At 72.2% G+C, this 16,510-nt stretch carries 7 protein-coding genes; 5 read left to right on the top strand and 2 right to left on the bottom strand.

The window, feature by feature from the left end; genetic code table 11:
- Positions 1 to 25: 25 nt before the first annotated feature.
- The 3 genes from glnA (at position 26) to AC1DZC_RS06120 (ending at position 6,213) form a co-directional block, all read left to right on the top strand.
- Positions 26 to 1,363, top strand: a complete 1,338-nt coding sequence (gene glnA / locus AC1DZC_RS06130; RefSeq protein WP_477040051.1) for a type I glutamate--ammonia ligase — start codon at positions 26 to 28, stop codon at positions 1,361 to 1,363.
- Positions 1,360 to 4,392, top strand: a complete 3,033-nt coding sequence (locus AC1DZC_RS06125; RefSeq protein WP_477042605.1) for a bifunctional [glutamine synthetase] adenylyltransferase/[glutamine synthetase]-adenylyl-L-tyrosine phosphorylase — start codon at positions 1,360 to 1,362, stop codon at positions 4,390 to 4,392. The genes glnA and AC1DZC_RS06125 overlap by 4 nt, the downstream gene beginning before the upstream one ends.
- A gap of 195 nt (positions 4,393 to 4,587) precedes the next feature.
- Entirely contained in the window at positions 4,588 to 6,213 is a 1,626-nt protein-coding gene (locus AC1DZC_RS06120) for a hypothetical protein (protein ID WP_477042604.1), read from the top strand.
- Here AC1DZC_RS06120 and AC1DZC_RS06115 read toward each other — a convergent pair.
- The gene (locus AC1DZC_RS06115; protein ID WP_477042603.1) at positions 6,188 to 7,675 is read right to left on the bottom strand and encodes a DUF4153 domain-containing protein; all 1,488 of its coding nucleotides are present in this window, start codon (positions 7,673 to 7,675) and stop codon (positions 6,188 to 6,190) included. The genes AC1DZC_RS06120 and AC1DZC_RS06115 overlap by 26 nt on opposite strands.
- A gap of 197 nt (positions 7,676 to 7,872) precedes the next feature.
- Between AC1DZC_RS06115 and AC1DZC_RS06110 the strand changes: the two genes are divergently transcribed.
- Positions 7,873 to 8,034 (top strand): zinc finger domain-containing protein, encoded by a 162-nt coding sequence (locus AC1DZC_RS06110; RefSeq protein ID WP_477042602.1) that lies wholly within the window; start codon positions 7,873 to 7,875, stop codon positions 8,032 to 8,034.
- Positions 8,035 to 8,179: 145 nt separating this feature from the next.
- Positions 8,180 to 12,262, top strand: a complete 4,083-nt coding sequence (locus tag AC1DZC_RS06105; protein WP_477042601.1) for a molybdopterin-dependent oxidoreductase — start codon at positions 8,180 to 8,182, stop codon at positions 12,260 to 12,262.
- On the opposite strand, the gene AC1DZC_RS06100 is transcribed toward AC1DZC_RS06105, so the two are convergent.
- Entirely contained in the window at positions 12,259 to 16,506 is a 4,248-nt protein-coding gene (locus AC1DZC_RS06100; RefSeq protein ID WP_477042600.1) for an nSTAND1 domain-containing NTPase, read from the bottom strand. The genes AC1DZC_RS06105 and AC1DZC_RS06100 overlap by 4 nt on opposite strands.
- Positions 16,507 to 16,510: the final 4 nt, after the last annotated feature.

Below are 16,510 nucleotides of genomic sequence, written 5' to 3'. Positions count from 1 at the left end.
TGGTTCATCAGGCAGGATGTACCGCATGGACAGGCAGCAGGAGTTCGTGCTCCGCACAGTCGAGGAGCGGGACATCCGCTTCATCCGCCTCTGGTTCACCGACGTGCTCGGGATCCTCAAGTCGGTGGCGGTCGCCCCGGCTGAGCTCGAGGCCGCGTTCTCGGAGGGGATCGGGTTCGACGGGAGCGCGATCGAGGGCCTGACGCGCGTGTACGAGGCGGACATGATCGCCCGCCCGGACCCGTCGACGTTCCAGGTCCTGCCCTGGCGCGGTGAGCGGCACGGCACCGCCCGCATGTTCTGCGACCTGCTGACGCCCAACGGGGAGCCGTCGCTGGCCGACTCCCGCAACGTGCTCAAGCGCGCGCTGTCGCGGGCCGCCGACCAGGGGTTCACCTTCTACACGCACCCCGAGGTCGAGTTCTACCTCTTCGACGCGCCGGCCGACCCGACGCAGCCGCTGGTCCCCGTGGACCAGGGCGGCTACTTCGACCACGTGCCGCGCGGCACCGCGCACGACTTCCGACGAGCCGCGATCACGATGCTCGAGTCGATGGGCATCTCGGTGGAGTTCTCCCACCACGAGGCCGGCCCGGGCCAGAACGAGATCGACCTGCGCTACGCCGACGCGCTGACGACGGCCGACAACATCATGACCTTCCGCACCGTGGTCAAGGAGGTCGCGCTCGAGCAGGGCGTGTTCGCCTCCTTCATGCCCAAGCCGCTGGCCGACCAGCCCGGTTCCGGCATGCACACGCACCTGTCGCTGTTCCAGGGCGACGCGAACGCGTTCCACGAGGCCGGCGGCCACCTGGAGCTGTCCAAGACGGCCCGGTCGTTCATCGCCGGCCTGCTCAAGCACGCCGCCGAGATCACTGCGGTCACCAACCAGTTCGTGAACTCCTACAAGCGGCTGTGGGGCGGCGCCGAGGCGCCCAGCTACATCTGCTGGGGTCACAACAACCGGTCCGCCCTGGTCCGCGTGCCCATGTACAAGCCTGGCAAGGGCAACTCGAGCCGCATCGAGTACCGCGCCGTCGACTCGGCCACCAACCCGTACCTCGCGTTCGCGGTCCTGCTGAACGCGGGCCTCAAGGGCATCGAGGAGGGGTACGAGCTGCCCGAGGGCGCCGAGGACGACGTCTGGGAGCTCACCGACGCGGAGCGCCGCGCGCTCGGCATCGAGCCGCTGCCCACGTCGCTGGACGCCGCGATCTCGATCATGGAGAAGTCCGAGCTCGTGGCCGAGACCCTCGGCGAGCACGTGTTCGACTACTTCCTGCGCAACAAGCGCCAGGAGTGGGACGCCTACGCCGCACAGGTCACCCCGTACGAGCTGCGGCGGTTCCTGCCGGTCCTGTGACGGTCTCGTCCTCCGGCCGGGGATCGACGCTCGCCGGGCGGCTGACGCGGGCGGGCGTCTCCGACCCGACGCGCGCCCAGCGGCTGCTCGCGGACGCGGCGCTGGTCGCGATCGTCGACGACCCGGCAGACCTGCTCGTCGGGGCGCTGACCGAGGTCGCCGACCCCGACCAGGCGCTGCTCGCGCTGGCGAAGCTGGCCGGCGCGGTCGGCGACGACCCGGAGGTCCTGCGCGGGATCCTGCTGGAGGACGGCCCGGCCCGCGCACGGCTGCTCGCCGTCGTCGGCGCCTCGATCGCGCTCGGCGACACGCTGGTCGCGCACCCCGAGGCCCTGACGATCCTTCTCGACGACACCCCCGGCACCGGCGTCGCGGTCGACGCCGTGCGCGCGGAGCTCCTCGAGGCCGTCGGGGCGGACCCCTCGGCGGACGTCCCTGTCGCCGCGCTCGCCGGGTCCGCCGGGATCGATGCGATGCGCAAGGCGTACCGGTTCCGGCTCCTGCGCATCGCCGCGACCGACCTGACCAGCACCGAGCCGCTCAGTCGCCTGCCGGGCATCGCGGCGGCGCTCGCCGATCTCGCCGCAGCGGCGCTGGAGGCCTCCCTCGCGATCGCGCGCGCCGATCTCGACGACCACGGGCTCGGCGTGCGGCTGTCGGTCATCGGCATGGGTAAGTGCGGCGGCCGGGAGCTCAACTACGTCAGCGACGTCGACGTCATCTACGTCGCCGAGCCGATGGACGGTGTCGACGAGGCCGAGGCCCTGTCCACCGGCGCCCGGCTCGCGGCCGGGCTGGCGCGGGCGTGCTCCACCCCGTCGGTGGAGCCCGCGCTGTGGCCGGTGGACGCGGCGCTGCGCCCGGAGGGCAAGAACGGTCCGCTGGTCCGCACGATCGCCAGCCACAAGGCGTACTACGAGCGCTGGGCCAAGACGTGGGAGTTCCAGGCGCTGCTCAAGGCCCGGCCGCTCGCCGGGGACCGCGCGCTCGGCCAGGAGTACGTCGAGATGACGCAGCCGTTCGTCTGGGGCGCCGTCACCCGCGAGCACTTCGTCGAGGACTCCCAGGCCATGCGTCGCCGCGTCGAGAGCTACGTGCCGGCCGCCGAGGCCGACCGGCAGATCAAGCTCGGGGTCGGCGGGCTGCGGGACGTCGAGTTCACGGTCCAGCTCCTGCAGCTCGTGCACGGGCGCGCCGACGAGTCGATCCGCAGCCCCAGCACCCTGACCGCGCTGGCCGCGCTCGCCGCCGGTGGGTACGTGGGCCGGTCGCACGCCGCGCAGCTGGCCGTCTGCTACCGGCTCATGCGGGCGCTCGAGCACCGCATCCAGCTGCACCGCCTGCGCCGGACGCACCTCATGCCGACCGCGGAGCCGGACCTGCGCCGGCTCGCCCGGTCGGTGGGGATGCGGTCCGAGGGCGCCGACGGGCTCGTCGAGCGCTGGAAGGCGGCCAAGCGCGACGTCCGGCGCCTGCACGAGGAGCTGTTCTACCGGCCGCTGCTGCCGGCGACGGCCCAGCTGTCGACGGAGGAGGCGAGCCTGTCTCCCGACGAGGCGCGCGCCCGCCTCGCGGCGATCGGCTACCTCGACCCCGCGGGCGCCATGCGGCACATCGCCGCGCTCACCGAGGGGCTGTCGCGGCGTGCCGCGATCCAGCGGCAGCTGCTGCCCGTGATGCTCGGCTGGTTCGCGGACGGCGCCGATCCCGACGGTGGGCTGCTGGCGTTCCGCCGGCTCTCCGACGAGCTGGGCGCGACGCACTGGTACCTGAAGCTGCTCCGCGACTCCGGCACGGCCGCCCGACGCCTCGCGCGGGTGCTGTCGACGAGCCGCTACGTCGCCGACGCGCTGACCCGCTCGCCCGAGTCGGTCACGTGGCTGGCCGACGACGCCGACCTGGAGCCGCGGACGTACGAGCGGCTGACGGCGGAGGCGGACGCGATCCTGACGCGGTCCGACGAGCCGGTGAAGGCGGTCACGTCGTTGCGTGGCCTGCGTCGCCGTGAGCTCGCCCGGACCGCCGCCGCGGACGTCACGGGGACGCTCACCGGGACGCGTGCGTCGCGCAGCCTGAGCGTCGCGGCCGACATCGTGCTGGTCGGCGCCTTGCGCGTCGCCGAGTGGGAGGCGCGTTCGCAGCGCGGGCTGGACGAGAACCCGACGCGGATGCTCGTCGTGGCCATGGGCCGCTGGGGCGGCCGGGAGATGGGCTACTCCTCGGACGCCGACGTGCTGTTCGTGCACGAGCCCGTGCCCGGCATGGACCACGTGCTCGCGCAGGAGTTCGCGCTCTCGGTCACGACGACCCTGCGCACGCTGCTCGGCACGGTCGGGCCGGAGCCGACGCTCGAGGTCGACGCCGACCTGCGTCCGGAGGGTCGCAACGGTCCGATGGTCCGCTCGTTCGACTCCTACGCCGAGTACTACGACCGCTGGTCGTCGCCGTGGGAGAGCCAGGCGCTCCTGCGCGCCCGTCCGGTGGCCGGCGACCCGGGCCTGGGGGAGCGGTTCGTCGAGCTCGTCGCGCCGCTGCGCTACCCACAGGGCGGCATCGACCCGTCCGACGAGCGCGAGATCCGCAGGATCAAGGCGCGCGTCGAGTCGGAGCGGCTGCCCCGCGGCGTCGAGCCCGCGCGCCACCTCAAGCTCGGTCGCGGGGGGATCTCGGACGTCGAGTGGACTGCGCAGCTCCTGCAGCTCCAGCACGCGCACGAGGTGCCCGCCCTGCGCACGACGGAGACGCTCGAGGCCCTCGACGCCGCGGCCTCGGCGGGGCTGCTCGACGCCGACGACGCGCGGGTCCTCACCGAGGCGTGGCAGCTCGCGTCGCGGCTGCGGGACGCGAACGTCCTGTGGACCGGTCGCGGCGGAGCGCACGCCGACCTCCTGCCGCACGATCGACAGGCCCTGGCCGGCCTCGCGCGGGTGGTCGGCTATCCCGCGGGCTCCGGCGGCGAGCTCGAGCAGGACTACCTGCGGACCGCGAGGCGGGCTCGGACGGTGGTCGAGCGCGTGTTCTACGGCTGAACCTCCGGCATTCCATGAACCTGCTCGCGCTCTGACCAGCGGAACTGCCATGCTCGACCAGACATCGTGCAAATGGTGCGAACAGTTCAACGTGTGCCGGGAGGGCCCGTGGTCGAGAACACTCCGCCGCCTCGAAAGCCGAGGACGCCGGCCGCAAAGCGGACACCCCGGACGACCGCTCCGAAGACCGAGCCGGTGACGCCGCCAGTCGACGAGACGCTCGAGGCCGGCGCTCCTGCGACGGGCACCGAGACGCCCGCCGTCGAGACGCCGGTTGAGGAGACGCCCGCGGCCGAGGTCGTCGTCGAGGAGCCCGCGGCGAACGTCGCCGAGGACATCGCGGCCGACGAGACGGCCGAGCCCGTGCTCGAGGAGGCGGAGCCCGCCGCGAACGACACGGAGCCGATCGTGGTCGGCACGACGGCCGAGGTCCTCGAGCCCGACACCCTGAACGACACGGTGCCGATCGTCGTCGCGACACCGGAGGAGCCCGAGACCCCGGCAGCCCTGGAGGCGCGTCTGGCGGCCCTCGAGGCCGAGAACGCAGCCCTGCGCGCGGCCACGGTCACGGCGCCCGCCGTCCGGCGCAAGCGCAAGCCGGGGCGCACCACCGCGGCGATCGTGCTCATCCTGCTCGGGGCGCTCCTGGCGCCGATCGCCGTGGTCGGCAACTGGGCCCGCGACCTCGTCGTCGACACGGACGCCTACGTCGACACGATCGCGCCGATCGCCAGCGACCCCGGGGTGCAGGCCGCGGTCACCAACCGCGTCACCAACGCGGTGGTCGACGCGCTGAACCTCGACGAGCTGACGACGCAGGCGACCGACGCGATCGCCGGCCTGAACCTGCCGCCGATCGTCACGACCGGACTCGCGTCGCTGAAGGGGCCGCTGCAGGACGCCGTCACGGGCTTCGTCCGCAAGCAGGTGGACAAGATCGTCACGTCCGACGCCTTCGCCGCGACGTGGACCGAGGCCAACCGAACGGCCCACGAGCAGATCGTCGCGACGCTGCGGGGCGACCCCGACGCGCTCGCGCAGATCAGCGACTCGGGCCAGCTCGTCATCGACATCACGCCGATCATCGAGCAGGTCAAGACGGCGCTCGTCGACGCCGGGTTCACGCTGGCCGGCCGGATCCCGACGATCAAGGTGACGTTCCCGGTCGCGTCCAGCTCCGACCTGGTCCGGCTGCAGAACGCGTACCGCGCGATCGACGTGATCGGTGCCGTGCTTCCGTGGATCTCGCTGCTGCTCCTCGCCGCAGGCGTGCTGTTCGCCCAGAAGCGGTCGCGCGCGCTCGTCATCGCCGGGCTCTCGCTCGCCGTGGCGATGGCGCTCCTGGCCGTCGGGCTCGCGATCGGCAGATGGTTCTACTCGAACTCGCTGCCGCCGAGCGTCCAGCGTCCCGACGTGGCCGTCACGCTCTACGACCAGTTCGTCTCGCTGCTGCGGATCGAGCTGCGGGTCGGGCTCGTCCTGGGCCTGATCGTCGCGATCGTCGCGTTCTTCGCGGGCGGCACGCCGGCCGCGAGGTCGGTGCGCGAGACGTCCGGCAAGGGAGTCGCGTGGGTTCGCGGACTCGGCGACCGGCACGGCGTCGGGACCGGCGCCTTCGGAGTCTGGCTCTACGAGCAGCGCACCCTCATCCGCGTCGTCGTGACCGGCATCGCGGTCCTGGTCCTCGTGCTGGCCGACGGGATCACCGGCAAGACCGTCTTCGTGGTGGCCGTCGTCGCGCTCCTGATCCTGGGCGTGCTCACGCTCCTGGCGCGTCCGGCCCACGACGAGCCCGCTATGGAGCCTGTCGCGACGTCCTGACCAACGCGCAGCCGGCGTCGCCCTCCTCGGGGCCCACGCCGGCTGCGCGGCTGCGCCCGAGGTTCCAGGCCAGCGGCCCGCCCCAGGTCGGTGACGTGTCCGCCCCGCTGAGCACGCACGAGCGCAGGGGTTCGCTGAGCGCGTCCATCGCCGGCACCGCGTCGGAGGACAGGTCCTGCAGGTAGACGATGTCGAGGTCGCCCGTCGCGGCGGCAGAGGTGTTGTGCCGCAGGATCTGCGCGTCGGGGTTCACCAGGGCCAGCCCGAGCATCGCCACGGCGACCACCTGCACGACCGCCCCCGGGAGCCAGCCGCCCTTCCACCGCACACCGGCGACGAGCACGAGGACCAGGACGACCCCGAGGACCACCTCCGCGACCGCCACGAGCAGCCGGAGCCGCGTGAGTCCGTACATGTCGACGTACAGGTCCATCCGACGCAGCGCCGAGGCGACGACGCCGAGCGTGCCGACGCACAGCACGCCGAGGGCGACCCGTGCCGTCAGGCGGTCGGGTGCGCGTCGTGCGGCGACGGCCACGACGACGAGGGTCAGGGCGGTCGCGACGACGAGCTGCCAGAACCCCTGCCGGGCGTACTGGGCGTAGGTGACGTCGCCGAGCCGCCCGCCGACGAGCGTGTCGACCTGCACGAGGACGAACGCGACCACGAGCACGTCGAGCGCGACGACCGGCAGCAGCCACTCGCCGCGACGGGCCGCCGGGGCGGGGGAGAGGCGGGCGTCGGACCAACCCGGCGGGTGCAGCGCGAGCTGCGCGAACGTCGCCGCGACGACCGCCACGAGGGCGCCGACGACGAGCTGCGCGGGCAGCCACTTCGCGTCGACGGTCGGGACGTAGCTCGCGAACACGCTGTCCGCGCTGGTGAACAGCAGCCCGAACACCAGCAGCAGCCCCACCGTGATCCCCACGCTGCGCAGCGCCACGAGCAGCTGTCCTCGTCGCGACCCTGCCGTCCGCCCGAGACCCGACCCGAGCCACGGCACTGCGCGGGCTGCACCCGCGGCCCACGAGACCGGCGCCAGCAGGTAGGCCGGCGCCGACCGTGCGCCGGTGACGGCCGACGCGGCCGCCCAGGCGGCGACCACGGCGCAGAGCCCGGCCAACCACCCGGCGGCGCGGACCGCGACCACGGACACGAGCGCGACCGACAGCGCGGCCGTGACGAGGTCCGTCACCGACCGACGGCGCCAGAGCGCCGGAAAGGCTGCCACCCAGACCATCGTCCCCGCGAGCGCGGCGCCGAGACCCGGCTGGTGGCCGACGAGCGCCACGGCGCTCAGCACGCCGACCACGAGGCACGTCGCCAGCGTGACGGCGGCGATCGCGCGGCTGCGGGCGGCCCAGAACGGGGCCAGGACGGTCGTGAGGCGGCCGGGCCTCTCGGGCGGTCCGTACACCGGACGCTGCTGCCAGACGGGGGCGGGAAGGCTCGCATCGGTCATGCCGTCACCGTACGAATCCTGTGCGTTCCCTGTACCGGACTTCGGAGGGGGTCGCGTGCACGTTCCGTGCGCTGACGTGCAGATTCGATGGTCGACCCGTTGACGGACGGCCGTCCAGTCCGTCAGGCTCGGGAGCACGCCGACCAGTGGTGACCGGTCGGTGCCGGCCGATCGATCGACGATCCCGCTGCGAGGCGATGATGAGCACTGACCCGGTCGATCCCGTCCTTGCCCGAGCTTGCCCGCGCTGCGGTGCCGCACCGGGGGAGCCCTGCCGCACGGCCGACCGCGTGGTCCGGGACCCGCACCGTCGCCGCCTCTCGGCCGCAGACTCCGCGGAGCCGGCAACGTCCGACTGAGGACTGCTCGGTCCGGGACCTCTCACAGGTGCCGCGGCGCCGCTGTGCGCAGTTGTTGACGCCCGCGCCACGGGATCGCGCCCTCCTGGCAATCCGCTCCAGGCATCGTCGGTGGTGTCCGATCGACACAGGGAGCTGCCGGCACGTGACCACGCCCGCCACCACGACCGTGAAGTCGTCCTGCTCCTACTGCGGAGTGGGCTGCGGCATGGTGCTCGAGATCGCCGTCGACCCGGCGACCGGACGGCGGCGCGTCGCGAAGGCGTCGGGCGACAAGGAGCACCCGGCCAACCGCGGCCGGCTGTGCACCAAGGGGGCGACGAGCGCCGAGATGCTCGCGGCCGGCGGGCGCCTCGAGCAGGCGATGGTCCGACCCGAACGAGGGGCGCCGCTCGAACCGCGCCCGACGGCGGACGCGATCCAGGAGGCGGCGCGACGGCTGCGTGCCGTGATCGACGAGCACGGGCCTGAGGCGGTCGCGTTCTACGTCTCGGGGCAGATGTCGCTGGAGGCGCAGTACCTGTCCAACAAGCTCGCCAAGGGCTTCGTCGGCACCAACCAGATCGAGTCCAACTCCCGGCTCTGCATGGCCAGCGCCGGGACCGGCTACAAGCTCTCGCTGGGTTCCGACGGGCCTCCGGGGTCCTACCAGGACTTCGACCACGCCGACGTGTTCCTCGTCATCGGCTCCAACATGGCCGACTGCCACCCGATCCTCTTCCTGCGGATGATGGACCGGGTCAGGGCCGGGGCGAAGCTCATCGTCGTCGACCCGCGCCGCAGCGCCACCGCCGACAAGGCCGACCTGTTCCTCCAGGTGAAGCCCGGGACCGACCTCGCCCTGCTCAACGGGCTCCTGCACCTGCTGGTCGCCGACGGGCACATCGACGAGGAGTTCATCGCCGAGGCCACCGAGGGCTGGGACCAGATGCCCTCGTTCGTCGCGGACTACCCGCCCGAGACGGTCGCCGGGCTCACCGGCATCTGCGAGGCGGACCTGCGCACCGCCGCCCGGTGGATCGGCGAGTCCGACAACTGGATGTCCTGCTGGACGATGGGCCTCAACCAGAGCACCCACGGCACCTGGAACACCAACGCGCTGGTCAACCTCCACCTCGCGACCGGCGCGATCTGCCGCCTCGGTAGCGGCCCGTTCTCGCTGACGGGGCAGCCGAACGCCATGGGTGGCCGCGAGATGGGCTACATGGGTCCGGGCCTCCCGGGCCAGCGCAGCGTCCTCGACCCCGAGGACCGCGCGTTCGTCGAGACGGCGTGGGGTCTGCCCGACGGAACCCTGCGCACCGAGGTGGGCACCGGCACGATCGACATGTACCAGCGGATGGTCGACGGCAGCATCAAGGCCTGCTGGATCATCTGCACGAACCCCGTCGCCTCGGTGAGCAACCGCACCACAGTGATCCAGGGGCTCGAGAGCTGCGAGCTCGTGATCGCGCAGGACGTGTTCGTGGACACGGAGACCAACGAGTACGCGGACATCCTGCTGCCCGGCGCGCTGTGGGCCGAGTCGACGTACGTGACGATCAACTCCGAGCGGAACCTGACGCTCCTGCAGCAGGCGGCGGACCCCGTCGGTGAGGCGATGCCCGACTGGCAGATCATCGCCGAGGTCGCGTGCGCCCTGGGGTTCGCGGACGCGTTCACGTACGCGTCGGCCGAGGAGGTCTTCGAGGAGATCACGCAGTTCTGGAACCCGCGGACCGGGTACGACCTGCGCGGTGTGACGTACGAGCGGCTGGAGCGCACGCCGGTGCAGTGGCCGAGCCCGCCGCAGGACGCGACGCGTCCCGACGACGACGGCCGCAACCCGATCCGGTACCTGAACGACGGTGTCAGCCAGCACCTGCTGGAGCGCGCGGACGGCAGCCGCCCTCGGCTCGCCTTCGCGACGAAGAGCGGCCGGGCGGTGTTCTTCCCCCGCCCGCACATGGACGCCCGCGAGATGCCCGACGACGACTTCCCGTTCATCCTGAACACCGGGCGGCTGCAGCACCAGTGGCACACGCTCACCAAGACCGGCAAGGTCGACAAGCTCAACAAGCTCGACCCCGGGCCGTTCGTCGAGCTCCACCCCGACGACGCCGCACGCCTGTCCATCGCCGACGGCGACTCCCTGGAGATCGCCTCGCGCCGCGGCCGCGCCGTGCTCCCCGCCTCGGTGTCCGACCGCGTGCTGCCCGGGAACCTGTTCGCACCGTTCCACTGGAACGACACCTACGGCGAGTACCTCGCGGTGAACGCGGTGACCAACGACGCCGTCGACCCGCTCTCGTTCCAGCCGGAGTTCAAGGTCTCGGCCGTCGCCCTCACGAAGCTGGCCGCCGCTGCGCCTGCCACCCCGACCGCAGCGCCGGCCGTCGCGGCCGCCTCGCCGACGGGCCTGATCCTCACCGGCCTGGGCAGCACCCCCAGCGGCCCGCCGGACCTGTCGCGGGAGCAGGAGAGCTACCTGCAGGGCCTGCTGTGGGCGCACGACCAGCTCCCGGTATCCGAGCCCGCGGTGCTGCCGGACTCGGCGCCGTTCGACGAGAACGCCCGCGCCTGGATCAACGGGATGCTGGCGGGATTCCACCGGGGAGGGCCTCGTCCGTCGGCCGGTGCCCCGGCCCGAGCACGCGTCCGGGTGCTCTGGGCGTCGCAGACGGGGAACGCCGAGGAGCACGCGGTCGAGTTCGCCGACCGGCTGCGTGCGTCCGGCATCGACGTCGCGCTCGTCGCCATGGACGACTACGACGTGGCGGGTCTGCCCGGCGGTGACCCCGTCCTCCTGGTCAGCAGCACCTTCGGCGACGGAGACTCCCCGGACAACGGGGAGACGTTCTGGAGCGCGTTGGCCGCCGACGACGCACCGAGCCTTGCTGGCCTGCCGTACGCCGTCCTGGCGTTCGGCGACTCGAGCTACGGCGACTTCTGCGGCCACGGTCGGCGGCTCGACGCCCGGATGAGCGAGCTCGGCGCCGAACGTCTCACCGACCGTGCCGACTGCGAACCCGGTGACAGCGAGCCCGCGCAGGCGTGGTTCCTGCGGGTCTCCGCCCTGCTCGCGCCCTCTGCCACGGCCGCCGTCGTCTCGTCGTCGGCCGGCACGCTCGCCCGCTACTCCCGGCACACGCCGCTCGTGACGCGCGTGACCCGCAACGTCCGGCTCGGCGCCGCCGGGTCGACCAAGGACGTGCGCCAGTTCGGGCTCGACATCGACCCGGACCTCACCTACCGCGCGGGCGACGCGCTCAGCGTCCGCCCGGTCAACAGCCCCGCCGCAGTGGAGGCCTGGCTGGCTGCGACCCGGCTGGACGGGGAGACGGCGGTCGACCTGACTGACGTCGGGAGCGTCTCGTTGCGCGACGCGTGCCGGAACCACCTGGAGATCGTCAACGTCACGCCCGACCTGCTGAAGTTCGTCAACGAGCACCACCCGGGCCGTCAGCTGGCGACCCTCCTGCGCTCGGGGAACCGGACCAGCCTGCAGCAGTGGCTGTGGGGGAGGCAGGCGATCGACGTGCTCGCCGAGTACCCCGTCGTGGCCCCCGTGTCCGAGTGGCTCGCCGTGCTCAAGCGGCTCCAGCCGCGTCTCTACTCGATCTCGTCGAGCCCGCTCGTCGAGCCGACCCAGGTGCACCTGACGGTCTCCGCGGTCCGGTACGAGCACCAGGGTCAGGCCCGGCACGGGGTCTGCTCGACCTTCCTGGCCGACCACAGCGACACGGCCGACGTGCCCGTGTTCGTCCAGCCGACGAACCACTTCCGGCCACCGACCGACGCGAGCGCCCCGATGATCATGGTCGGCCCAGGCACCGGGATCGCACCGTTCCGCGGCTTCCTGCAGGAGCGCCAGGCGCTCGGGCACCGCGGCCGGAACTGGCTGTTCTTCGGCGAGCGCAACTCCGAGAAGGACTTCTACTACCAGGACGAGATGCAGGCGTGGCGGGACGACGGCCACCTGACGCACCTGACGCTGGCGTTCTCCCGCGACCAGCGGCAGAAGATCTACGTCCAGGACCGGCTGCGCGAGAACGGCTCACGGGTGTGGTCGTGGCTGCAGGAGGGCGGGCACTTCTACGTCTGCGGCGATGCGAGCCGCATGGCCAAGGACGTCGACAAGACCCTGCACGAGATCGCCCAGACCCACGGGCACCTCTCCGACGAGGACGCGACCGGCTACCTCAAGCAGCTGGCCAAGGAGAAGCGGTACGTGCGCGACGTGTACTAGCCGAGCTCGGGGCAGGCAGGCTCGTACTCGCGGTCCTTCAGGTACAGGGCCCACTCGTCCTGATCGAGGTTGCGACCCGCTAGGCGGCAGGCGACATCGATGACGTGCTGCGGCCGGGTGTCCCACATGAGCACCTTGCCCCGGGGCTGGGCGACGACAAGCGTGTGCTCGTCACCCAGGGGGCGTGCGATCGCGACGTCGTCGGGGCTGCCGGCGCTCAGGCTGCCCAGGAGTTGGAGCGTTCGCGCCTCCCACAGGTCCACGGCCCCGTTTCCTGTCGTGATGATCTGCGAGCCGTCCGCGGTGTAGGTCATCTCCCAGACGTGGTTGCTCGGGAACCTGCGCAGGTCCATGGCGTACTCGAGCCGCCCTTCGCGGAGGGCGGCGACGTCGATCACGCCCCACGTGCTCTCGGCGCCGTAGTAGACGGTGAGCCTGGTTCCGTCGGGGGAGAAGGCCATCGTGTCGGGATAGCTGTCGAGGAGCACGTCGCGAGTCGTGCCCGCCCGTAGGTCGACCACAGCGAGCGTGTCGTTGGTGCTCCATCGACGTGCCAGCAGTGTGCGATCGTCGGGGCTGAGCAGCGGGACGTCCCACTCCTCGGCGTCCAGCGCGGGCAGGGCGACCGGGTGCTGTACCACCTCGAGAGTCGCCGGATCCATCATCCAGACGAAGTCGGTGCCCAGAGACAAGATCGTACGTCCGTCGCGCGTGAAGGCCAGGTTGTTGCCAGGGGCGTGGTCGTTGCGCCGGATCGAGGCGCCCGTGTCGGGGTCCCAGGCCTCCAGCCAGGGGATACCGGTCTCCGGATCGGTGTCCGCGGACACGAGCATGCTCGAGTCCGGACTCCATACGAACTGTGCCGGCCCCGAGGCATGCACCGGCGTGAGCGGCGTCAGGCGGCCGGTCTCCAGGTCGCGGAACTGCATCGATTGGCCTTGCAGGCCATTGCCGTAGGACTGGTACATGACCTTGGTCCCGTCCGGCGACGGGATGCTGCGCGCGAGGTCGATCCCCTCCGGCTCGGTGGGGTACGAACGCCACCCCGGAAACCCGCCCGTCCCGTCCAGGTCCCACGCCAGCAGCATCCGGTCCGGTGCTACGGAGTACAGGGTGGTCCCGTCGGGGCTGAAGGCCAGGTCGGTGACCTCCTTGGTGTGCCCCAGGAGGGCGCGCGCCTGACTCCGAGTGGGGAGATCCCAGACAACGATCTTCCCGTCGGTGTAGCCGGCCGCGAGGCGGGTGCCGTCCGGGCCGAACTCGAGCGCATTGACACCCTCGGACTCGCCGACGAGCGTGAACCGCGGTTCGAACGTCGTGGCGTCGAGGATGACGACCCCGTCGGCGTCCGAATGGGCGAGGGTCGAGCCGTCCGGACTGAGCGCGATGATCGCCTCCCGTTCGCCCCGGTACTCGGGGGTCCCGGCCAGCAGTCGGCGGCCCGTGTCGACATCGAAGGCGCGGAGGCTGTCCGTGCCGTACCGCTGGATGACGTAGACGGTCTGCCCGTCGGGGCTCAGCAAGACTCGTCCGTAGATCTGTGGCATGGGGATACGCCGGATCGGTCGGGCAGGCTGAGCGGTGTCCCAGACGAGTGCCTCGTCGGGCCAGTTGTCGTGCCAGGTGACGGCTGCGATCCGTGAGCCGTCGGCGCTGAAGACCAGGGCGTCCCGATCGACGTAGGCGCCCTCCGAGAAGCCGCCCAGAACTGCTGTCTCCTCGAGCGTCTGCGCGTCGAGGAGGCGGACGGGCTGCTTGTCGGGCAGCTCGATCTGCGTCCCCGACGGGTCTGGGTCGACGACCGCCACGGCGAGACTCGTGCCGTCGGGCGAGTACGTGAGGGACAGTGTGCGCAGGTCGGACCGTCCGCCTGTTCTCGTCAGGTTCTGCGCGTCGAACGTCGCCTGGCCCTCGTCGTCGGTACCGAATGCACTGGTCACGGCGATGGTGCTGCCGTCGGGGCTCACGTCCAAGAAGTTCCCCGCCCCGCGGGCGACCGCGACGAGGTCCCCGGTCCGTTCGAGCACGTCGTGCAACGTGGTGCGCGCGGCGAATGAGTCGTCGAGCCGCACAGCCTGCACGCCGAGCAGCACGGCGAGATCGGGCGTAGTCGTCGCCAGTGCTTCGGCCGAGAGCCTGCGGGAGTCGGCGATCCGTGCCTGGTCATCGGCCCGCTGCGCCTGTTCCTGCGCGACCTGCGCCTGCTCGTCGGAGCTCCGCGCCGCCTGAGCGGCCACGAGTCCGGCCGCGAGTGCGACGACGAGCATCGTCCCGACACCGGTCAGGGCCAGCCGCAGCCGACGGTTGGTGCGGGCCTTCGCCCGGAGCTCGCGCTCGGCGTTCCGCGCGGACGCGTCGAGGAACGACTGCTCGGTCTCGGTCAGCTCGCCGTGGTGCCGGTCCGCCCACTCGCACGCCCCGGCGAGCCGGACGCCGCGGTACAGCTCGCTGTCGGGCCGCTCCATGAGCTCCCAGCCCTCTGCCGACGTGGCCAGGTGCCGGAAGACGCGTTGACCCTCGACGTCGTCCTCCAGCCACCCGCGCAGCCGCGGCCACTCACGGGCCAGCGCCTCGTGCGCGATCTGGACGTCGCCCTCGTCGCTGCTGACCAGCCGGGCGGCGGCGAGGAGGTCGATGAGGCGCTCGTGAGCATCGTCGAGCGCGAGCGTCTGCCGCGGCACGCGCGCACGAACCGGCGGCGCGCCGTCGTCGCTGGGCGCCACGAGCCGCAGGAACATCGCCCGCACCTGGGTCTGCTGCAGCTCGTCGAACCCGGTGTAGAGGTTCTCCGCGGACTGGGCCACGGCGTCCCGGATCCCGCCGGTCGCCCGGTAGCCGTCGACGGTCAGTGTCGGACCCTCGCGTCGCTCCCAGGTCTGCCGCAGGACGTGCGACAGCATCGGCAGCGCGCCGGGCTCGCCCTCCACCTCACGAACGAGCAGGTCGACGAGACCGGGCTGCAGCCGCAGACCCGCCTGGCGCGCCGGTCCCTCGATCGCGGCGCGCAGGTTCACCTCGCTCATCGGTGACAGCAGGTACAGACCGCGTTCGACGAGCCGCGCGAAGCCGGGACTCGTCGAGAGCTCGCCGAGCCGGTCCGCCCGCAGCGCGAGGACGACCGAGCCCTCGTACGTCGCGACGCGGTCGAGATACGCCATCCGTTCGGCCCGGTCGTCGCAGAGGGTGACCGCCTCCTCGCACTGGTCGACCACCAGCACGGGGAACGGCGGTCGCGACGGCAGGCCGCCCAGGGTGTCGAGCGGGCGGCCGCCCGGGCTCGTCACCACGACCTGGACGCCCTCGTCGAGCAGGGTGGCGACGACCCCCGCGCGTACCAGAGACGACTTGCCCGTGCCCGAGGGACCGACGACCGCCAGGACGCCCTGGGCACGCAACCGCGCCAGGCAGGACTCCAGGTCCGCCTCGCGGCCGAAGAACGTCTCCGCGTCGTCGCTCTCGTACGGCAGCAGGCCCCGGTAGGGACAGACCAGGCTGACCGTCAGCGACTCCGGCCGCTCGAGCTCGGGGTCCTGGCGACGGATCGCGTCCTCGAGAGCCAACAGCTCCGTGCCGGGATCCAGACCGAGCTCCTCCCGCAGCATCCGCCGGGCCTGACCCAGGACGTCGAGCGCATCGGTCTGCCGGCCCGACTGGTAGAGCGCGCGGGCGTACAGCGCCCAGCGACGTTCCCGGAACGGCGCCTCCCGGACGAGCGCGCGGGCGTCCTCGAGCGTCGCCCGGGCGCGCCCCGCGGCGATCTCGGCCTCGACGCGCAGCTCCTGGGCGTCCATCCGCAGCCCGTCCAGCCGCTCGGCCTCGGTCCGGCCCGGCTCCCACTCGTCGAGGTCCGCCAGCGCGCGGCCCCGCCACATCGCCAGCGCCTCGTCCAGCGCGAACGAGGCCCTGTCCGGGTCGTGGTCGGCGAGATGGTCACGCGCCCGTCCCACCAGGCGCTCGAACCGGCGGCTGTCGATCTGGTCGTCGTTCAGCCGCAGCACGTAGCCGCCGTACGAGGTGGTCTCGATGGCGTCCGGGCCCAGGCGCTTGCGCAGCCGGCTGATGCACCCCTGGACCACCTTGGACCAGCTGGCGGGCGGGGTCTCGGGCCAGACGGCATCGGCCAGGACCTCGGTGTCGACCGTCTCGTTGACCCGGACGACCAGCACCTCCAGGACCACGCGATCGCGCAGCCCGTACCCGTCCGAGCCGCCGACGGTCAGAGGTCCGAGCACCTGTATGCCCATCTCC

Source organism: Cellulomonas sp. P2_B4, assembly GCF_056404795.1.
Note: the sequence above shows the minus strand (reverse complement) of the source record. Positions and strands in the feature narration are given on the sequence as shown.

Excerpts from the sequence above, each read along its gene's own strand:
- glnA (WP_477040051.1), top strand. The coding sequence starts at position 26 with ATGGACAGGCAGCAGGAGTTCGTGCTCCGCACAGTCGAGGAGCGGGAC.
- AC1DZC_RS06115 (WP_477042603.1), bottom strand. The coding sequence starts at position 7,675 with ATGACCGATGCGAGCCTTCCCGCCCCCGTCTGGCAGCAGCGTCCGGTG.
- AC1DZC_RS06110 (WP_477042602.1), top strand. The coding sequence starts at position 7,873 with ATGATGAGCACTGACCCGGTCGATCCCGTCCTTGCCCGAGCTTGCCCG.
- AC1DZC_RS06100 (WP_477042600.1), bottom strand. The coding sequence starts at position 16,506 with ATGGGCATACAGGTGCTCGGACCTCTGACCGTCGGCGGCTCGGACGGG.